Source organism: Streptomyces sp. ISL-66, assembly GCF_018614135.1.
Classification (GTDB): Bacteria; Actinomycetota; Actinomycetes; order Streptomycetales; family Streptomycetaceae; genus Streptomyces.
Genome location: NZ_JAGGOW010000089.1, coordinates 1 through 19307 on the forward strand (window position 1 = coordinate 1; position 19307 = coordinate 19307).

General features: G+C 71.2%; 22 protein-coding genes. 7 read left to right on the top strand and 15 right to left on the bottom strand.

Features of this window, described 5'->3' with window-relative positions; genetic code table 11:
• Positions 1-153 precede the first annotated feature (153 nt).
• The 4 genes from J7E97_RS17710 to J7E97_RS17725 all read right to left on the bottom strand — a co-directional run bounded on the left by J7E97_RS17710 (position 154) and on the right by J7E97_RS17725 (position 2732).
• Complete coding sequence (locus J7E97_RS17710; RefSeq protein ID WP_215028173.1) at positions 154-1011, bottom strand: fumarylacetoacetate hydrolase family protein; 858 nt, start codon at positions 1009-1011, stop codon at positions 154-156.
• A gap of 121 nt (positions 1012-1132) precedes the next feature.
• A complete protein-coding gene (locus J7E97_RS17715; RefSeq protein ID WP_308346561.1) occupies positions 1133-1399 on the bottom strand; it encodes a hypothetical protein in 267 nt (88 codons plus the stop codon).
• 23 nt (positions 1400-1422) lie between these two features.
• Positions 1423-1776: a DUF6412 domain-containing protein gene (locus J7E97_RS17720; RefSeq protein WP_374224174.1), complete on the bottom strand. Its 354-nt coding sequence runs from the start codon at positions 1774-1776 to the stop codon at positions 1423-1425.
• A 122-nt stretch (positions 1777-1898) separates the two neighbouring features.
• Entirely contained in the window at positions 1899-2732 is an 834-nt protein-coding gene (locus tag J7E97_RS17725) for a class E sortase (protein WP_215028175.1), read from the bottom strand.
• Positions 2733-2788: 56 nt separating this feature from the next.
• Here J7E97_RS17725 and J7E97_RS17730 point away from each other — a divergent pair, with 56 nt between their 5' ends.
• Entirely contained in the window at positions 2789-3793 is a 1005-nt protein-coding gene (locus J7E97_RS17730) for an SEC-C domain-containing protein (protein WP_215028177.1), read from the top strand.
• Here J7E97_RS17730 and J7E97_RS17735 read toward each other — a convergent pair whose 3' ends face one another.
• Together J7E97_RS17735 and J7E97_RS17740 are read right to left on the bottom strand one after the other, a co-directional pair.
• On the bottom strand, positions 3794-4915 hold the full coding sequence (locus tag J7E97_RS17735; protein ID WP_215028179.1) for an MrcB family domain-containing protein: 1122 nt from the start codon (positions 4913-4915) through the stop codon (positions 3794-3796).
• A gap of 156 nt (positions 4916-5071) precedes the next feature.
• Complete coding sequence (locus tag J7E97_RS17740) at positions 5072-6196, bottom strand: hypothetical protein (RefSeq protein ID WP_215028181.1); 1125 nt, start codon at positions 6194-6196, stop codon at positions 5072-5074.
• An 82-nt stretch (positions 6197-6278) separates the two neighbouring features.
• Between J7E97_RS17740 and J7E97_RS17745 the strand changes: the two genes are divergently transcribed.
• Positions 6279-6560: a hypothetical protein gene (locus tag J7E97_RS17745; protein ID WP_215028182.1), complete on the top strand. Its 282-nt coding sequence runs from the start codon at positions 6279-6281 to the stop codon at positions 6558-6560.
• A gap of 574 nt (positions 6561-7134) precedes the next feature.
• On the opposite strand, the gene J7E97_RS17750 is transcribed toward J7E97_RS17745, so the two are convergent.
• Entirely contained in the window at positions 7135-7680 is a 546-nt protein-coding gene (locus J7E97_RS17750; protein ID WP_215028184.1) for an N-acetyltransferase, read from the bottom strand.
• Between the two features lie 200 nt (positions 7681-7880).
• On the opposite strand from J7E97_RS17750, the gene J7E97_RS17755 reads away from it, so the two are divergent.
• Together J7E97_RS17755 and J7E97_RS17760 are read left to right on the top strand one after the other, a co-directional pair.
• Complete coding sequence (locus J7E97_RS17755) at positions 7881-8060, top strand: hypothetical protein (RefSeq protein WP_215028185.1); 180 nt, start codon at positions 7881-7883, stop codon at positions 8058-8060.
• Between the two features lie 195 nt (positions 8061-8255).
• On the top strand, positions 8256-8555 hold the full coding sequence (locus J7E97_RS17760) for a hypothetical protein (protein ID WP_215028186.1): 300 nt from the start codon (positions 8256-8258) through the stop codon (positions 8553-8555).
• Positions 8556-8684: 129 nt separating this feature from the next.
• On the opposite strand, the gene J7E97_RS17765 is transcribed toward J7E97_RS17760, so the two are convergent.
• The 5 genes from J7E97_RS17765 to J7E97_RS17785 form a co-directional block, all read right to left on the bottom strand.
• Entirely contained in the window at positions 8685-10028 is a 1344-nt protein-coding gene (locus J7E97_RS17765; protein ID WP_215028187.1) for a DUF445 domain-containing protein, read from the bottom strand.
• 108 nt (positions 10029-10136) lie between these two features.
• Positions 10137-10892, bottom strand: coding sequence for a DUF1707 domain-containing protein (locus tag J7E97_RS17770; protein ID WP_215028188.1), 756 nt, complete (start codon positions 10890-10892; stop codon positions 10137-10139).
• A gap of 134 nt (positions 10893-11026) precedes the next feature.
• On the bottom strand, positions 11027-12001 hold the full coding sequence (locus tag J7E97_RS17775; protein WP_215028189.1) for an ATP-binding cassette domain-containing protein: 975 nt from the start codon (positions 11999-12001) through the stop codon (positions 11027-11029).
• Between the two features lie 6 nt (positions 12002-12007).
• On the bottom strand, positions 12008-12856 hold the full coding sequence (locus J7E97_RS17780) for an ABC transporter permease (RefSeq protein ID WP_251054734.1): 849 nt from the start codon (positions 12854-12856) through the stop codon (positions 12008-12010).
• A gap of 181 nt (positions 12857-13037) precedes the next feature.
• The gene (locus J7E97_RS17785) at positions 13038-13853 is read right to left on the bottom strand and encodes an ABC-2 family transporter protein (protein ID WP_215028191.1); all 816 of its coding nucleotides are present in this window, start codon (positions 13851-13853) and stop codon (positions 13038-13040) included.
• A gap of 229 nt (positions 13854-14082) precedes the next feature.
• Between J7E97_RS17785 and J7E97_RS17790 the strand changes: the two genes are divergently transcribed.
• Positions 14083-16581 carry a transglycosylase domain-containing protein gene (locus J7E97_RS17790; protein ID WP_374224176.1) on the top strand — a complete coding sequence of 833 codons (2499 nt, stop codon included), beginning with the start codon at positions 14083-14085 and terminating at the stop codon, positions 16579-16581.
• Positions 16582-16653: 72 nt separating this feature from the next.
• Here J7E97_RS17790 and J7E97_RS17795 read toward each other — a convergent pair whose 3' ends face one another.
• The 3 genes from J7E97_RS17795 to J7E97_RS17805 all read right to left on the bottom strand — a co-directional run bounded on the left by J7E97_RS17795 (position 16654) and on the right by J7E97_RS17805 (position 17922).
• Positions 16654-16974: a multidrug efflux SMR transporter gene (locus tag J7E97_RS17795; RefSeq protein WP_215028195.1), complete on the bottom strand. Its 321-nt coding sequence runs from the start codon at positions 16972-16974 to the stop codon at positions 16654-16656.
• Between the two features lie 239 nt (positions 16975-17213).
• Positions 17214-17558 (bottom strand): co-chaperone GroES, encoded by a 345-nt coding sequence (locus J7E97_RS17800; RefSeq protein ID WP_215028196.1) that lies wholly within the window; start codon positions 17556-17558, stop codon positions 17214-17216.
• A gap of 46 nt (positions 17559-17604) precedes the next feature.
• Complete coding sequence (locus J7E97_RS17805; RefSeq protein ID WP_215028198.1) at positions 17605-17922, bottom strand: DUF3618 domain-containing protein; 318 nt, start codon at positions 17920-17922, stop codon at positions 17605-17607.
• Between the two features lie 112 nt (positions 17923-18034).
• Here J7E97_RS17805 and bcp point away from each other — a divergent pair, with 112 nt between their 5' ends.
• The gene (gene bcp / locus J7E97_RS17810; RefSeq protein ID WP_215028200.1) at positions 18035-18502 is read left to right on the top strand and encodes a thioredoxin-dependent thiol peroxidase; all 468 of its coding nucleotides are present in this window, start codon (positions 18035-18037) and stop codon (positions 18500-18502) included.
• Positions 18503-18640: 138 nt separating this feature from the next.
• Positions 18641-19279: an HNH endonuclease signature motif containing protein gene (locus tag J7E97_RS17815; RefSeq protein ID WP_215028202.1), complete on the top strand. Its 639-nt coding sequence runs from the start codon at positions 18641-18643 to the stop codon at positions 19277-19279.
• The last annotated feature ends 28 nt before the right edge of the window (positions 19280-19307 follow it).

A 19307-nucleotide genomic window follows, 5' to 3' on the forward strand; every position in this document is an offset into this window, starting at 1 on the left:
GGTCCGCAGCGGCCGGCTCGGTGCGGGCGGCCCGCAGCGGGCGGCCCGTCCGGCGGGTTCGCGCAACGCGAAGGGGCGGCGCCGTCACCGACGGCACCGCCCACCCCACCCACACGCTGCCGAGCCGCGCGGCCTCGGCCACGCGCCTTCGGGCTAGGCGCTCTTGAACTCCTGGCGCTGACGGCCGAGGCCCTCGATCTCCAGCTCCACCACGTCACCGGCCCGCAGGAACGGCTTCGGCTCCGGCTGGCCCGCGGCCACACCGGCCGGGGTGCCGGTGACGAGGACGTCGCCGGGGTAGAGGGTCATGAACTGGCTGACGTACCGGACGACCTCGCCGACCGGGAAGATCTGGTCCGAGGTGTGGCCGTCCTGCTTGAGCTCGCCGTTGACCCACAGCTTCACGTCCAGCGCCTGCGGGTCCGGGACCTCGTCCGCGGTGACCAGCCATGGGCCGAGCGGGGTGAAGGTCTCGCAGTTCTTGCCCTTGTCCCAGGTACCGCCGCGCTCGGTCTGGAAGGCGCGCTCGGTCACGTCGTTGACCAGCACGTACCCGCCGACGTGCGCGAGGCCCTCCTCGGCGGAGGCCAGGTAGCGGGCGGTGGCGCCGATGACCACGCCGAGCTCGGCCTCCCAGTCGGTCTTGACGCTCTCGCGCGGGATCAGCACGGTGTCGTCGGGACCGACCACGGTGTCGGAGGCCTTGAGGAACAAGATCGGCTCGGCCGGCGCCTCGGCGCCGACCTCTGCCGCGTGCCCGTGGTAGTTCAGGCCGATGCCCACGACCTTGCCTATGCGGCCGACGGCGGACCCGATTCGCAGACCTTCGGCGTCCAGCACCGGGAGCTCACCGGACTCGGCCGCGTCCCGTACTCGGGACAGCACCGAGTCGTCGGCGAGCAGTGCGCCGTCCACATCCGTGATCAGGCCGGACAGGTCCCGCAGGGCCCCGTCCTGGTCGAGCAGCGCGGGGCGCTCCGACCCGACGGGTCCTACACGCAGCAGCTTCATGGGCATTCTCCCGTGGTCGTGGGTGGTCGGCCCGTGGGCGTGCCCGGGCCGGCCGATGGGTTGCGGCCATCGGAGGATTGGCTGATCCTCCAAGATGTCGGCCCAATCCGCAAGACCCCGTTCACGGACTGGAACGCCCCGCTCCGGCGCTCTCCCGCTCCGCCCTCTCGGCCCGCTCCTTGCGGTGCTGGAGCCAGGCCCACTCGGCCACCGACCAGGCGGTGGTGGTGACCAGGTACAGCCCGGCCGCCAGCGGCACCAGGGCGGCTGTGATCAGCCTCCCGAACGACAGCAGGGGCAGTACACCGCCCAGCTTGCGCATGATCTCCTGCTGCTCGGCACTCACCACGACACCGCCGCCGGCCCCGGCGGGCTTGGCCCTGGCCACCTCGACCCCCGCGCGCTTGGGTCCTACGCGGCCGCCGGAAGGCGACGGCCGGGCGCCCCGGGCCACGACCGGCCCGAGGCATCGGGATCGCGCTGCGGCAGGAACGCCGTGCGCTGCTCGCGATCACGGATCGCGGTGCGTATTCGGTGCGGAGGCACCGGCCGCACGAGCCGGGCAACCAGAACCGAGGCGCCCACGGCGAGGGTCGTCGCCGCGAGGACGACCACGACCGCTCCGAGCCCGCCTTCCTCGGCGAACAACCCGAGGAATCCGCCGAGCAGCACGAGCGACGCCAACCCGGCCAGCATCCGGGCGCACCGGGCGAACGGCGCGAGCCGCGCGAACGGCATGCGGCGAAGACCGCCGTGCTCCGCCATGCGAACCACCCACCCCAACCACTCCCGCGCACGAACTCCCGTACGAGATCCGGTACTCGAAACCGATACTAACCATGCCCACTGACAACGGGCGGCGAGGACAGAGGCGGCGGAACGGACCTTCAGCGCTTGAGAACCCCCCACACCACCAACCGGTACTTGGAGGTGTACTCGGGCGTGCAGGTGGTGAGCGTGATGTACGCGCCGGGCTCGCTGTAGCCGTGGTCCGTTTTGACGATGCTGCGCGGGACGGGCGCGATCACCCCGGTGTCGCGCTCGGTCGTCTCACCGAGGGTCTTCCCCACGACGTACACGTACCGCCGCCCCTTCACGTCGACGATCAACTCGTCCCCGGTCCGCAGCCGGTTGATGTAGCGGAAGGGCTCACCGTGCGTATTCCGGTGCCCCGCGAGCGCGAAGTTCCCCTCCGCCCCGGGCTGCGCGGTCCCGGCGTAGTGTCCCGCGTACCCCTTGTCCAGCACCGACCGCTTGTCCACGCCCTGCGCGACGGGCACGACGACGCCGAGGCGCGGGATGCGCAGGACCCCGTACGCCGCCTCCTTCGCCGACGGCTCACGCGCGGCGCCCGGGGCCCGAGCCGGGGCTGGGCCTGGGGCCGGGGTCCGCGCGGCGGAACCCCCCTCGGCCCCGGCGGGCTCGGCCTCCGGCGTGACGGACGGATCTGGGGCGGGCGCCGGCCCGGGGGCGGTACCGGACCCGGGCTCCGGTCCGAGGGCGGCCCACTCCCCCTCCAGCTCCGCCACCTGCTCGTGCGCCGCCGCGAGGGCCTGGCGATTGGTCCACCACACCTGGTGCACCACCAGCAACAACACCACCACGCCGACGGTGACCGCCAACTCCGCGGCCGCCCACAGAACCCCCGCGAGACCGGCCCGGCGCAACCGCCACACCCGCCGGCCTTTCCCCTGCACCACGACCCGTACGTGATCTCGCACGGGCGGCACCTTAAGTCCTCCCCCGTCAACTGACCAGCGCTAGTACGGTGTCAACCATGCGCCCCGACACGCCTGCCGAGCACATCGCCGAAGCCGAGCGCCTCATCCGCACGGCGACCCGCTACCCCGAGGACCAGGAGCCGCTGCTCCTCCAGGCCGCCGCCCACCTCGAACTGGGCGACGCACGCGAACGGGCGAGCGCCCTCTACGACCAACTCCTCGCCGGGGAAACGGCCGACCCCTCCCTGATCAAGGCCCTCCAGGCCGCCAACCTCTGGGAGTACGGCCACGAGCCCGAGGCCCGCGCCCTGATCTCCGGCATCCGCGCGGCCGCCCCCGAGGACCCCGCACCCTGGGAAGTCATCGCCGAGACGCTCGAAGCCCACGACGAGCTGGAAGCCTCGCACGAGTGCTTCACCGAGGCCGCCGCCCTCCTCATCCCGGACCACGCCCCCCTCACCCAGGCGACCACCGCACTCCTGACCGGCCGCCACCGCGTACGCCGCCTGCTCGGACTCCCGCACGACGACTGGGACATGGTCGCGGACACACGTCACATCGGCCCGATCCCGCTGGACGAACTCCACGACCCCAAGCGCATCTGGGCCCTCGGCTCCGACGACCCCGCCGAGCTGCGCGCCGAGATCGCCCGCCTGCGCGCCGAACTCGGCGACCGCCGCGCCGCCCTCTCCCGGCCCTTCCCGGTGGCCATCCTCCACTGGCCGGCGCGCGAGCTCGCGGAACTCCTCACCTCGTACCCCACCCTGGCCGCCGAATACCCCTCCCACGACGCCCACCTGGCCCAGGTCGAAGCCTCCCTGCGCACCCTGGCCGCCTCGGGCACGACCAACCTGGGCATCGTCACGGCGAGCGTCCCGTCATACGAAGCCTTCGCCGCCTCGGAGAAGACCTCCCCGTCCTCCCCGTCCCTCCTGGCGGAATACGCCACCACCCTCGCCGCCCGAGGCAAAGCCACCCCGTGGCCCCCCACCCCATCCACCCCGTGCTGGTGCACCTCGGGCCGGCCTTACGCGGACTGCCACGGAGCGCCTACGCCCTGATCAGTCGACCATTCCCCACGCAGCAGCGGTGGGCGTTCCTTCCCAACCGCTGCTGGTCTGCCAGATGGCGGCGATGCCTTGGTCTTCGAGGTAGGCCGCGTACACGCCAATGTCCTCGGAGAACAACCCGATGAGATGAGGGGCGGCCCGCTTCTTGTCTCGGTAAAGGAAGTAGCTGTATTCCTTTAGCTGCCCGACTGCTTCACGGACGGCAGCGGCGGCGTTCCCGTTCCTCAGGACCTTGGCTTCGACGAGCCACTCGAAGGCGTCCCCGTCGCCCTCCGCCTTTCCGATGTCGCCCGCGTGGAGCGTCAGGTCCTTGGGATGGGTCTTCACGTTCCTGGCCTCGTAGTCCCGGGCCTGGATGTACGTGACGAATTCCTCGATCAACAGCTCGTGCTTACGGCTCTTCAGCTGCTGATGAGCCGCAATGTTCGCCCGGTAGGAAGCACTGTTCCCCGGCTTGAACCCGATCACCGGTACGGTCGCGGCCTTTCGCTTCCTCTTCGAGAGGGCGGGAGTGTCTTCCTCACCCTCTCGTGCGGCGCGGATCGCCGCGTCGGCCTCAGCCGCACTTCGGAGAAAGCCCTCGGCTGCACGCAGGTCCTGTTGAAGCTGCTCCTCGGTGGGCAGGTCCCCGATCTCGTACGAGCGAGCCACGACACTTGCTGCTTCGTACAATTCCGGACGTTTACCCAGGCCGAATACTGGACGATGGTTCCACTCTTCGACCAAGCCGACCTCGAGCGCGGCGTACAGTTGGTCGGCCTGCCGTTCGAGATGCGCGAGGAGCGTTTCCCTCCCGCCCATCCTCTTCTCCAAGTCCGTGACCCCTTGCTGAAGGGTCAGCCATACGGACTTCAAGTCGGTGCTAAAAATGTACGCGAGGTACAGACCGACCTTTGGATCTCGATTGATCTTCAGATCAAATACGCCAATCCAAGGCGCATTGGCAGCATTTCCATTACCGCCGTACCCGGCAACGGCCCAGCCGTCCAACACCCCGAGATCGGTACGGCTGGACACCGCTCGCAGCACCTGCTGACCGGGCACGGGGCCTTTCGTGCCCGCGTTCACGTCATAGGTACTGGCGACCTCAAAGAGCAAATCCCGCATCGTCATGTCACGACGCTACGCAGAGATCAACTCCAGTCAATCCCAACCGATCACATTTCGCTTACAACTGGCTAGATCGCGACGTGACCGCCGAGAGGCGGCGCAGGAGTTGGCGCAGGCCCTCACAAGCGGAACAGAAGATCCCGGGTGCCGGAGACCAGATCAGAGGCCGGAGGCAAACAGGGGGAGCTGTTGGTGGCCGCGGGGCAGGGCTGTGGGTGGGGTGGGGCGGGGGGTGGTGAGGGTGAGGAAGGTGCGGAGGGCGGACAGGACTTCTTGTGGGGTGTCTCGGATCATCGACGGGGTGGCGCTGACGACGAGGATGCCGTGGGATTCCAGGCGGAGGCGGCGGTGGAGGGTGGCGTGCCAGGAGTCGCGGGTGTAGTGGTACTCCGCGGAGTCGATCTCCAGGGCCACGCCCTCGTCGGGCCAGTACGCGTCCGGGCTCGCCAGGAAGGTGCCGTCGGGGGTGTAGAGGCGGGCGTTCCACAAAGGGGTCGGGAGGTCGGTCGCGGAGAGGGTGTCGCGGGCCTGGGCCTCGGCCACCGAGCGGACCCCGGCAAGGAGTTCCGCGGCGGCCTCGCGGATGGCCGGGCGGGCCAGGAGGCGGGAGGCGCGCAGCTCGGTGTGCAGGTCGTGGGGGTGGCACCAGCCCGCCTGGACCACGTGGGCCAGGACCGAGCGGATCAGGTCGGGGGCCTCGGCGCGGGCGGCGAAGTCGGCGGCCGCGCGGACCGGGCGGGTGCTCGGGATGCCGGAGACGGTGATGGTCCGGGGCCAGCGGGTGGTGGGGAACGGGCGCACCTCCGCGGACCCGGCCAGCCGGCGCGGAGCCCGGATCAGGACGTCCGCCGGGGTGTACGGGGCTTCGCGGATGCCGAGCAGCGCGAGGGCGGCGCCGCCGGTGAGGGCGGCCGTGGTGCCGCAGAGGGGGTCGGAGCCGGGCTCGGCGGCGTAGAGGACGGCGGCGAGGGCGCGTTGGCGGTGGTCCGGGGGGCCGGTCTGGAGGAGGTAGATCCGGGGCAGCAGGCGCTGCCAGGGCCCGCCGGGGCGGGTGCGGGAGGTGATCGTGCCGCTGGGGATGCCTGCGGTGGTGGTGAGTTGGTGGCGGGTGGCGAGGTTGAGCTGCCGGCGGGAGGTGGCCGCGGCCGCGGCGAGGGTGGACTGCCTGCGGGAAGTGGCCGTGGCCGTGGCGAAGGCGGTCTGCCGTTGGGCGGGGGCCTCGGTCGTGGCCGTGGCAACGGCGGGCTGGCGATGGGCGGCGGTCGTGGCCGTGGCCGTGGCCACGGCCACGCCGAGCTGGCGATGGGCGGGAGCCGCGGTCGCGGCCCTGGCAACAGCGGGCTGCCGTTGCGCGGGAGCCTCGGTCGTGGCCCTGGCAACGGCGGGCTGGCGATGGGCGGCGGCCGCGGCCGTGGCCCTGGCAACGGCGGACTGCCGTTGGACGGGGGCCGCGGTCGCGGCCGTGGCAACAGCGGTCTGGCCATGGGCGGGAGCCGCAGTCGCGGCCCTGGCAACGCCGGACTGGCCATGGGCGGGAGCCGCGGCCGCGGCCGTGGCAACGGCGGGCTGGCGATGGGCGGGGGCCGTGGTCGTGGGCGTCGCCGTCGCCGCGGTCGTGACCGTCGCCGTGGGACGGACCGGGGAGTGAGTGGCCTTCGTGGGGCGTGAGGTGTGGGGCTTGCGGTGGGTGCCTGTGGTGCGCGTGAGGGGGTTCATGGCCGCGGTATGCCCCGCCGGAGCGGCCGGGACTCCCCGTCGGGCGCCCTTTCGGAACTGCGCAGGAGCCCGGGGCGGGAGGTATGCGCCGCGTCGTTGGAGTTGGCAGCACCGACTGAGCCATCCGGTCGGTGTAAGCGGCCTGTTGGGGGCGGCAGCCCGTCGGGGGTGGCAGCCCGTCGGGGATGGCAGACGACCGCCGCGGATGGCTACCCGCCGCGGATAGCAGACCGCCGCGGGTAGCAGACCGCCGCAGGTGGCAGACCGCCGCGAGTGGGGCCGGACGGGTGATCGGAGTGAGCGCCCGCGGGCTCACCCACTGCGCCGGGACACTGGGCCGGTGTAGGTGGGACACGCTCGCTCGGGGCGGGTTGCCGGCGGGAGCGAGCGTGTCCCGCCTCGGCTCGGCTCGGCGCGTTGGGTGAGCGTCACGCTGGTGTGGCCGCGTCGGATCGGGTCGCGGTGGACGGCGGGTGGGGTGGTCGGTCGGTCCGCTGGGCGGCGGACTACGCCGCCGGGCGGTTCGGGTGGTCCGGGGAGAGGAAGACGATCACGCCCGTCTCCGTGCCCGGCAAAGGGGCGACCTCGTGCCAGCCCAGGCGGCGGTACGTGGCCACCGTTTGCTTGGCCAGGCGGCTGGTCAGCAGCCAGGCGCGGCGGTCCGGGGCGTCGGTGGTGATCTCGGTGAGGAGGTCCCGGCCGGTGCCGCGGCCGCGCGCGTGGGGGCGTACGGCGAGTTCGTCTATCTCCAAGGCCCCGGAAAGGAGTTCCTTCACCCGGGCCGAGCCGAGCTGCGCCGCGACCTGGGCGTACGCGCGGTTCTTCGGGAAGGCCGCCGGGGTGATCCAGCCCGTCGCGAAGCCGTCGATGCCGGTGGTGGACTGGGTGAAGGCGGTACGGAAACCACGGCGCCGGGCGTCGGCCGGGAGACGGGTGGCGAACTGGCGAATGGTTTCTTCGTCTTCGTTCCACGGCGGGGCGGAGAAGACGTCGGCGTAGGCGTCGACCAGTTCGTCCGCGAGGTCGAGGACGGCCTGTCCGTAGCAGATCACGATGTCCTTGCTCCTGGTGTTGATGGTGAGGGGGCGGGCTCGGCGGGCACACGGAGTGGAGGTGGTTTGCCCCTTTGGGTGGGAGATTGAATTTATGCCCATCGGGTTCCCCGGGCAGACATCGCACGGATCCGGCGAGTGTGCGACAAATCCCCTCCCGTCCTCCGTGTCGGGTGCGGGACGGCCGCGTTGAGCAGTGCGTGCACAGACTGTTTCGGGCCGCCGGCGGGTGCGTGCTCGCGTTCCTTCTCGTCCTCGGCGTGGTCGCGCTGCTGCCGCACGGCGTACGGGACGCCGTGCCGGATCCGGTGATCGGCGGAGCCGTGCTGGTGTTGGGGGGCTTGATGGGCGTCCGGCGGGTGGTCAAGGGTCCGCGTTAGCCTCGTGGGAGGACGGGCGTACGTGTCGATGAGCGTACGGCCTGATGAGCGTACTGCTCCGCGGAGTTCGGTGTGTGGTGTGGTGTGGTGTGGTGGCGTGTGCCGTGCCGTGTCGTGTCGTGCCGTTCAATGCGGTGCGGTGCGGGCCGTTGGCGCTGGCCGTTGGTTGTTGGTGATGTGAAGGAGTTGGTGGGCATGGCACGGGTACCGAGTTCCGTAGTGGCGGCCGCCGGGCTGGTCGGCGGGTACGCCGTCGCCCGGTGGACCAAGAAGCGACCGCTCGGTGGTGTCGTGCTCGGCGCCGCCGGGATCGCCGCCGGGCGGGAGTGGCACAAGCTCGGCGGGGTCCCCGTCGCGGCCGGGCTCGGCGCGCTCTACCTCGCCGGCTTCGCGGGCTCGCACCCGCTGGCGAAGAAGGTCGGCGCCTGGCCGGCTGTCTTCGGAGCCGCAGGCGTCGTGGCCGCCACCACCTGGGCCGTCGCCGACCGAGGCTGACCCCGGAGCGGGGCTGCCCCGGTCGGGCCCAGCGCGGGCCCGGCCCGGGGCAGTCCCCGACCAGCCTCCCGCGCCGTCCCCGCGCCCGCGGCTACGCACCCGCGGACGCCCGCGGCTACACGCCCCCGACTACGCGCCCAGAGCGCGCGACACGCTGTAGATCAGCAGACCCGCAAGGGCGCCGACGACGGTGCCGTTGATGCGGATGAACTGCAGGTCGCGGCCGATGTGGGCCTCGATCTTGCGGGAGGTGTGCTCGGCGTCCCAGCCCGCCACCGTGTCCGTGATCAGTGAGGTGATCTCCGTCCGGTACGTGGTCACCACGTACACCACTGCGCCCTCGATCCAGCCCTCCACCTTGTCCTGGAGCCGGCCGTCCGTGGCCAGTCGGGCCCCAAGCGCCATCAGCGAGGACCGGACGCGCAGGCGCAGCGCGCTCCGTTCGTCCTCCGCCGCCGAGATGATCATCGACCGGACCGCCGTCCAGGTGGAGGCGATCACGTCCTGCACCTCGTCCCGCGCCAGCAGCTCCGACTTGAGCCGCTCCACCCGCGCCCGGGTCTCGGTGTCCGACTGGAGGTCGGCCGCGAAGTCCGCGAGGAAGCGGTCCACCGCTCCGCGCGCCGGGTGCTCCGGCATGTCCCGCATCTCCTGAACGAAGCGGAGGAGCTCCTTGTAGACCCGGTCGCCGACCTTGCGGTCCACGAAGCGGGGGGTCCAGCCCGGCGCCCCGCCCTGGACCGCCGCCTCCACCGACTCGGCGTGCGTGACCAGCCAGTCGTGCGCCCGCGCGCACACCAGGTCCACGACCCGGCGGTGGCCGCCGTCCGCGACGACCTTCTCCAGCGTCTTGCCGATGCCCGGCGCGATCTCCGCCGTCTCCGCCCGCCGCGTGATCGCCTCGCCCACGACGGCCTGCACATCGGAATCCCGTAGCACCGTCAGCGCTCCGCGCAGGGCCGTGGCGAGCTCGGCCGTGACGCGGTCCGCGTGCGCGGGCTCGGCCAGCCAGGCGCCGAGCCGGCCGCCGATGCCGAGCGCGTGCAGCCTCGTACGCACCACGTCGGCCGAGAGGAAGTTCTCCCCGACGAACTCGCCGAGGGAGATTCCGAGCTGGTCCTTCTTGGTCGGGATGATCGCCGTGTGCGGGATCGGCAGTCCCAACGGCCGCCGGAACAGCGCGGTGACGGCGAACCAGTCGGCGAGCGCGCCGACCATGCCCGCCTCGGCGGCGGCCGCGACGTAGCCCGCCCAGCCGCCCGCGCCGGCGTGCTCCGCCCACTTCGCCGCGACGTAGACCAGCGCCACGATGAGCAGCAGGCCGGTGGCGATCCGCTTCATCTGGCGGACGCCGCGCCGGCGCTCCTCGTCCGCCTCACTGAAGACGAACCCGCCCCGTGCCGCCGCCTTCGTCGTATTGCTGCCCTGCTCCACGTACTCCTGCTTTCCCCCGGGCGCCGGTTCTGTCTCCATAGCATCCGACTCCCGGGGCGCCCTGGGAGTTCCCGGCGCGCCGGGCCGCACCTACAGCCCCTATACCCCCTCCAGCCCCGATCCCCCCAACCCGATGGCTCCTGACCCCTAAAGCTCCTTGCGCGGCTTCGACTTCGAGATCCGGTTCCGGTTCCGGTCCGGGTTCGCGCTCTTCGGCTGCTTGACCTTGACCTCCACCCCGCCCCAGAAGGCGAAGCCCGTCACGACCACCCGCGGGGCGCCCGGTTCCACCGGCCCGGGGCTGTCGCGCTGGTCGAAGGCGCCCATGACGCCGATGCCCCGTACGTCGACCTCCACGCCCGGGGGCACGGTGATCTCGATGCCGCCCATGACGGCGACGCAGTTGATGACGACCTCGCGCTGCTCGAAGTCCGCCTCGCGCAGGTCGATCTCACCGCCGCCCCAGAACGCCACCGCGTGGAAGCGGGACGGCACGGTCCAGTTGCCCTTGCGCTGGAAGCCCGACATGACCGCGACGGCCACGGCGGGCCCGCCGACCGCGCCGCCGCCCCCGATCCGGGCCGGCCAGGCCGAGCCCGACCCGGCCGGCACGCCCTTCGTCAGGCCCACCGGCCCGACCTGGGCGGCCGCCACCGGGGCCGTCGCCCCGAGCGCGGGCAGGTCCCGCGTGAGCGGTTCCAGCTCCGCATAGGTCCGGGACTTGTACGTCGCCTCGAGCCGCTCCTCGAACTCGTCCATGTCGAGCCGGCCCTCGGCGACGGCGTCCCGCAGACGCTCCACCACACGCTCGCGGTCGGCGTCCGACGCCCTCAGATCCGGCAGCGGTTTCTCGGACGGCACCGGCTCCTGGGGCAACGGCTTCTCAGGCCGCTCGTCACTCATGAGGACCAGCCTAGGCAGTCGCCGCCGGGAGTTGTATGGCTCCGACCCGCTTCCCGCTCAGGGTTGTCCCTGATTTATCCCCGGCCCGCCCTCAGACTGTCCCGGCCTATCCCAGGCCTATACCCGGCCCCTGCCTACCCCCGCCCCGCGTACATCCGCGCGATCACGTCCTCGATGTCCGGCTCCCGCACCGACAGGTCCAGCAGCGGATACTCCGCCGCCACCGCCGCCACCAGCGGGGCCGCCGACGCCCGCGCCGGGAACGCCAGCCACTGCCTCGGCCCCTCCACCTTCACCACCCGCGCCCCCGCCACCTCGATCGGCGCGAGCTCTCGCTCCAGGTCCACCACCAGCGTCCGCTCGCTCTCCCCCGCCCCGCCCGCCGTGTGCAGGCCGCCCAGCGAACCGTCGTACATCAGCCGCCCGTGGTCGATCACCATCACCCGCTCGCACAGCTGCTCGATGTCCTGGAGGTCGTGGGTGGTCAGCAGCACCGTGGTCCCGAGCTCCTCGTTCAGCTGCCGCAGGAAGCCCCGTACCTTCGCCTTGCTGACCACGTCCAGCCCGATCGTCGGCTCGTCCAGGTACAGCACGTCCGGATCGTGCAGCAGCGCCGCCGCGATGTCCCCGCGCATCCGCTGCCCCAGCGACAGCTGCCGCACCGGTACGTCGAGGAGGTCGGCCAGGTCGAGCCGGTCCACGCAGCGCTCCAGGTTCTCCGCGAACCGCGCCACCGGGATCCGGTACATCCGCCGCATCAGCCCGTACGAGTCCTTCAGCGGCAGGTCCCACCACAGCGTCGTGCGCTGCCCGAACACCACCCCGATCCGGTGCGCCAGGCGCAGCCGCTCCCGCGCCGGGTCGATGCCGGCGACCCGCAGCCGGCCGCCGCTCGGGGTGAGGATGCCCGTCAGCATCTTGATCGTGGTCGACTTGCCCGCGCCGTTGGGCCCGATGTAGCCGACCATCTCGCCCCGCGCCACCTCGAAGCTGATCCCGTCCACGGCCCTGACCTGCCGTTTCTCCCTACGCATCAGGCCCACCCGACGCCGTACGTCGAAGACCTTCTCGACCCCGTCCAGCGAGATCAGCGCATCCGTCGTCGTCATGCCTGCTCAGCTCCCCGTGCTCCGGTACGAACGAACCCCCGCGCGCCACGCCAGCGACACGGGTACGAACACCGCGAGGGCCACCAGCGGGCTCGCGAAGGCCGCCCACGCCGGCAGTCCCAGGGGGTCCGGCCGCCCCAGGACGTACAGCGCGGGCAGCCAGTTGACGAAGGCCAGCGGCACGATGAAGGTCACGCCGCGCAGCAGGTCCTTCGCGAAGACCGTCGGCGGGTACTGGAGCATCGTGCAGCCCCCGTACGTGAAGGAGTTCTGCACCTCCGCCGCGTCCCCGGCGACGAACTGGAACGCCGCTCCCGCCACCATCACCGCCCCGAAGATCCCCGCCCCGGCCACGATCATCACGGGGACCAGCAGCACCTTCCCGACCGTCCAGTCCAGCTGGTCCAGGTCCGAGACCGCCCATCCCAGCACCCCGAGCCCCTGCGCGATCCGCCCCAGCCGGCGCAGCGCGAAGCGGTCGGCCGCGACCTGGGCGAGCACCGGGACCGGCCGTACGAGCATGGTGTCGAGGGAGCCGTCGCGGATCCGGGCGCCGATCCGGTCGGTGTTGCCGAGGAGCAGGTCGGCCAGGCCCAGGGAGGCCGAGCAGGACCCGTAGAGCAGCGCGGTCTCGGGGAGCGTGAAGCCGCCCAGCTCGTCCACGTGCGAAAACATGATGGAGATCGCGACGAAGTCGAGGAGGGTGATCGCCGCGTTCCCGAAGGTGGAGAGGAGGAAGGACGTGCGGTACGTCATCGTCGACCGGATCCACATCGCCGCGATCAGGGCGTAGCCGCGCAGCCCTTCCACCGCCCGGTTGCGCGGCGGCACGTCCAGCGGCCCCGGGACACCCAACGGCCGTGGGACACCCAACGGCCGTGGGACGTCCGGGGATCCCGCCCCACGGGGACACCTCGGATCTCCGGGACCTCCGGGATCTCCGGGGCCTCCGGGACCTCCGGGACCTCGCCGGTCTCCCGAGACACCCGGACCGCCGGGAACCTCCGGACCCCGCCGCCCCTCCTCGGCCACCCGTTCAGCCACCCTGGATCACCACCTTCCGCGTCGCGGCCGACTGCACCAGCCGGCCCAGCCCCAGCAGGGCCAGCGCCCAGGCCGCCTGGAAGGCGAACGCCCCGGCCGCGTTCCCGGCCCCCGCGCCCTTGCCGAGCAGGACGTCCAGGGGCACCTGGAGCATCGCCGCCCAGGGCATGGCGCGGACGAACTCCCCGAAGCCGCCCGGGAAAACGGTCAGTGGCAGCAGCATCCCGGAGAAGAAGATCGAGGCGACGGTGGCCATCATGTTGATGCCCGCCCCGTCCATCAGCCAGAACGCCGCCAGCCCCAGGAGGTAGCGCAGCCCGAAGCTCACCAGCAGCGCGAGGGCCACCGCGATCAGGAACAGCAGCCAGCGCAGCGGATCGGAGGGCAGCGCCAGGTCGAAGGCGAGCCCGCCGACCACCACCGGTACTACGCCGCGACCCAGGAGTTGGAACCCCGCCCGGCCCAGATCTCCCGCCAGCCACCACATCTGGAGATCGGCCGGCCGGTACAGGTCGACGGCGATGTCACCCGTCCGGACGCGTTCCTGGAACTCCTCCTGGAAGCCGCCGCCGATCAGCGCCCCGGCGGCGAGCAGCGCCTGGCTGACCCAGATGAAGGTGAGGGCCTGCGACTGGTCGTAGCCCCCGAGCCCGGGCCGTTCGCCCCACAGCGCGATGAACGTGTAGGCGAGGATGAAACCGAACACGGTGTTGGTGAACACGCCGGCCGCGGTCGCCGTCCCGTAGGTGGCGTACCGGCGGAAACCGCCGACCGCGACCGCCCCGTAGAGGCCCGCTCTCAGACGCATGCTCGTACGCGCGCTCGGGCGCACCGGGTCCTCCGTTTCCCACGCCGTGGCTGCGTCGTTCCCACGTCGTTCCCACTTCGTTCGTATGTCGGCCAAAGCGCGCGAGCTTAGTGCGGAGGGGCTATCCACGCGAACGAATTACGCCCGTCCGGAGCGGAACCGGCGGCCATCGGGTAGACACCAGAGGTACAGATGTGGATATTTCGTACGGCGCCGAGGAGTCCCGGAGATGAGCGACCCGTCACCACCGCCCGGTTGGACGCCTCGTGACCCGGACACCCCCGAAGAACCCGAGGCCGCCGGCGCGGGTGCGGCTCCGCCACCGGAACCCGAAATGACGGCCGAGCGAGCCAAAGAAGCCAAGAAGGCCGAGAGGGCCGGGAAGGCGGCAGCAGCGGGCGGAGCGGCGAAGCGGGCCCGGCGCAAGCGCACCGGCTGGCGCCGGATCCTGCCCACCTGGCGGATGGTCCTGGCGGCCTTCCTGCTGCTCGCCCTGCTGGGCGGCGGCGCCCTGGTGGCCGGCTACCTGCTGGTCGACATCCCGCCCGCCAACGCGGCCGCCGTCGCCCAGTCCAACGTCTACCTCTACGCCGACGGTTCCCAGCTCGCACGCGACGGCGAGGTCGACCGCGTCAACGTGCCACTCTCCCAGATCCCGCGCACCGTCCAGGAGGCCGTACTGGCCGCCGAGGACCGCGACTTCTACTCCGAGCGGGCGGTGGACCCGGCAGCGATGCTGCGGGCCGCCTGGAACACGGCGACCGGCAAGGGCACCCAGTCCGGTTCGACCATCACCCAGCAGTACGTCAAGAACTACTACCTGGGCCAGGAACAGACGATCAAGCGGAAGGTGAAGGAGTTCTTCATCGCGATCAAACTCGGTCGCGAGAAGTCGAAGAACTACATCCTCGAGGGATACCTGAACACCAGTTACTTCGGCCGCAACGCCTACGGCATCCAGGCCGCCTCCCAGGCCTACTACGGCAAGGACATCGGCAAACTCACCACCGCCGAGGGCGCCTACCTCGCCACCCTCCTCAACTCCCCCAGCGCCTTCGACGTCGTCTCCCACCCCCAGAGCCGCGCCCGCGCCCTCGCCCGCTGGAACTACGTACTCGACGGCATGGTCAAGAAGGGCTGGATGACGGCCGCCGAACGCGCCACCACCCAGTTCCCCGAGCCCGGCAAGGTCCGCCCGGCCGCCGGACTCTCCGGCCAGCGCGGCTACCTCGTCGAAGCCATCAAGGACCACATCGTCGAAAACAAGATCCTCGACGACAAAACCCTCGCCGAAGGCGGCTACCGCATCACCACGACCATCGACAAGCGCCGCCAGAGCGCCATCGTCGACGCCGTCAACGACAAGCTGGTCAGCAAGCTCGACCCCGAGAAGGTCAAGGCCGACCGCGTCGTACGCACCGGCGCCGTCTCCATCGACCCCGCCACCGGCAAGGTCGTCGCCCTGTACGGAGGCATCGACTACACCAAGCAGTTCGTCAACAACGCCACCCGGCACGACTTCCAAGTCGCCTCCACCTTCAAGCCGTTCGTGTTCGCCTCGGCCGTGCAGAACGACTCGCACACCCAGGACGGCCGCACGATCACCCCGTACACGCTCTACAACGGCGACAACAAGCGCCGCGTCGTCGGCACCCGCATCCCCTACGCCCCCGAGAACGAGGGGCAGGTCAGCTACGGCGACATCACCGTCAACACCGCCACCGACCTCTCCGTCAACGCCGTCTTCGCCCAGATGGTCGTCGACGTCGGCACCGCCAAGGTCAAGCAGACCGCCGTCGCCCTCGGCATCCCCGAGAACACCCCGAACTTCGACCCCGGACCGGCCATGGCACTGGGCACCATGCAGGCCAGCGTCCTGGACATGACCCAGGCCTACGCCACTCTCGCCGACCACGGCCGCCACACCCCGCACACCTTCGTCGAAAAGATCACCAAGGCGGACGACACCATCCCCCTGCCGCACCGCGAAGCGACCCAGGCCGTTAGCCGCGAAGCCGCCGACACCACCACGTCCATGCTGGTCAGCGTCGTGGACAACGGCACCGGTACGGCCGCCCTTGCCGCCGGCCACCCCGCCGCCGGCAAGACGGGCACCGGCGAACTGGACCGCTCCGCCTGGTTCGCGGCGTACACCCCGGACCTGGTCACCGTCGTCTCGATGATGGGCCAGGACCCCGACACCGGAGCCCTGGAGTCCCTTTACGGGGCACTCGGCGAGAGCCGCATCGGGGGCGGCGGCTACCCGGCCCGGATCTGGGCGCAGTACACGAAGACGGCCCTGGCCGACAGCGACCCCGTCGACTTCGACCTGGAACTCATGCCGGGCGCCGCCCAGCCCCCGCCGCCCTCGCCCGTCAACCCGAACCCGAACCCGCCGCAACAGACCCCCGGCGACCGCCCCTCGGGCCCGCCGGTGAGCCCCACGCCGACACCGCCGACGGGCGGGCGGACGCAGGGCGGACAGACGAACGGGGGTCAGGACAACGGCGGTCAGAACAACGGCGGTCAGAACAACGGGGGCCAGACGAACGGCGGTCAGACGGACGGCGGCCAGACCACGGGCGGCCAGAACGACGGGGGCCAGACCACGGGCGGCCAGACCACGGGCGGCCAGACCACCGGAGGCCAGACCGACGGCGGCACCACCGGGAGCAGCCGCGGCGGCGCCACCGAAGGCCTGCGCCCGCCGCCGGAGCTCCTGGAGTAGGCCCGGACCGGATCCGGAAGAGGCCAGGAAGAGGGCCCGACGAGGCCCGGAGCACCGGGAACGGCCCCGGGCTCAGTGACCGGAAGTCGCCTTCAGCCCCACCACGGCGGCCAACAGCAGACAGATGAAGAAGATCCGGGCGGCGGTGACGGGCTCCCCCATGGCAGCCATACCGACCACCGCCGCACCGGCCGCGCCGATGCCCACCCACACGCCGTACGCCGTACCGATCGGCAGCGTCTTGACCGCGAGCGACAGCAGAACCATGCTCGTCACGATGCCGGCGCCCGTGAACAGGCTCGGCCAGAACCGGGTGAATCCCTCGGTGAACTTCATGCCGATCGACCACGCGACTTCGACCAGACCGGCGACGATGAGCAGAACCCAGGCCATGACAGGCACCTCCAGAACGAGAGCGGAACGGGGTGCGTCGTCTTGTCATGCAGCCATCGGCACCGGCATCGGCGATGCCCAGCGACAGCCACCCGGTACGGCGCGTCTCGTCGGGGGTTCCCACCACCGTAGCAAAACGCACGAAAGGGGCCGGTGACGAGCGTCACCGGCCCTTTCGATCTTGGAACACAAGGACCCGCAAGAGCCCGAGGCCTCGCGGGGAGACGCAGGGCCCGGCCCTACAGGTACAGCCCCGTGGAGTCCTCCGACCCCTCCAGCCGCTCGGCGGCCACGGCGTGCAGGTCCCGCTCGCGCATGAGCAGGTACGTCGCCCCGCGCACCTCCACCTCGGCCCGCTCCTCGGGGTCGTAGAGCACCCGGTCCCCCGGCTCGACCGTCCGTACGCTCTGCCCGACCGCGACCACCTCGGCCCAGGCCAGCCGCTTGCCCACCGTGGCCGTCGCGGGGATCAGGATGCCGCCGCCCGAGCGGCGCTCGCCCTCCGGAGAGTCGGACTTCACGAGCACGCGGTCGTGGAGCATGCGGATGGGCAGCTTGTCGTGGGTGGTGGTGTTCTCGCTCACGCCCCGAACCTACCCGCACGCGCCCGCGCCGCACCCGGCCGGGTCATCAGCGCTTGCGGCGCGCCGACAGGACGAGCAGGCCCACGACGCCGGCCGCGAGCAGTGCGACCGGCACGAGCCGCTCGATGCGCGGGGCGCCGTCCTCGTGCCGCAGTCCGTCCCGGGCGTCGGTGACCAGGCGGTTCACCGTCGCCACCGCGCGGCCGACGGCGTGGTCGACGGTCCCCACCACCTTCGCCTTGGCGTCCCCGATGATCGTCTTGGGGTGCATGCGCACGCCGATCTCGTCGAGCGTCTCGGCGAGCTGCTCGCGGCGGCGGACGATGTCCGCCTCGATCTGTGCGGGGGTCCTGGCTTCCGGCACCGCGCTGCCTCCGTCGTCGTGGTCGGTCGCATGAGGGCGTAGCCCCTCATGAACGGTCTGTCAGCAGCTTAGTCTCGGACCGTACCGATCCCCTCCCGAGGAGACTGTTGAGATGAGCGAGCGACTTGAGCCGGGCGACACCGCCCCCGCCTTCACCCTGCCCGACGCGGACGGCAACGAGGTCTCGCTCGCCGACCACAAGGGCCGCAAGGTCATCGTCTACTTCTACCCGACCGCGCTGACGCCGGGCTGCACCAAGCAGGCGTGCGACTTCACGGACAACCTGGCCGTCCTGGCCACGGCCGGCTACGACGTCATCGGCGTCTCCCCGGACAAGCCGGAGAAGCTGGCGAAGTTCCGCGAACAGGAGGACCTGAAGGTCACCCTGGTCAGTGACCCCTCGAAGGAAGTCCTGACGGCGTACGGCGCGTTCGGCGAGAAGAAGCTGTACGGCAAGACGGTCACGGGCGTCATCCGCTCCACCGTGATCGTCGACGAGGAGGGCAAGGTCGAGCGCGCCCTCTACAACGTGAAGGCCACGGGCCACGTAGCCAAGATCATCAAGGACCTGGGCATCTGACCCGGCTCTCCCCTTCCCGCAACGGCCCGCACCCCTCAACCGGTGCGGGCTGTTCCGTTTATCGGACGTAACCGTCCGCATATCGGTTCGTTAGCCCGTACGAGGCTGCGAACGCGCGGCCGGGACGGGAGGGGACCGATGGCAGTGAGCCCGTACACACGGGAGCGGTTGGCGGAGGCGGCGAGTACGTCGCGGACGCTGACGGAGGCGCTGGAAAAGCTGGGGGTGGACCCGAAGAGCGGCTCGCGTCAGCACATCCGCGAGCGCATGAAGCGGCTGTGGGTGGACGTCTCCCACTTCGAGCGGGAGGGGTTGAAGTGGACCAAGGAAGTGCTGGAGGAAGCGGTTTCCGCCTCGACGAGCATGTGTGAGGCACTCCGTCGCCTGGGGGTGGACGTCGTAGGCGGACAGCACACCCACATCAGCCGACGGGTGAGGGCGCTGGGGATAGACACCTCACACTTCAAGGCACAGTCCCGGACGGGCATCCCCAGAAGCCGTCGGGCTCCCGAAGCACTGCTGGTGCAACAGCCGCCAGAACACGCCCGCCGGATCCAAAGTGACCGACTCAGGGCGGGAATGGCCGCGCTGGGCATGGAGGAGCGCTGCGCCGAGTGCGGCATCGAGACCTGGATGGGCGAGCCGCTTCCCCTGGAGGTCGACCACATCAACGGCGACTGGCGGGACAACCGCCCGGAGAACCTGCGGTTCCTCTGCCCCAACTGTCACTCGGCGACGGACACGTACCGAGGCCGGGGCAAGGGCCGACGCCGATGAGTACGCGGACCAGCTACACCCGGGACGT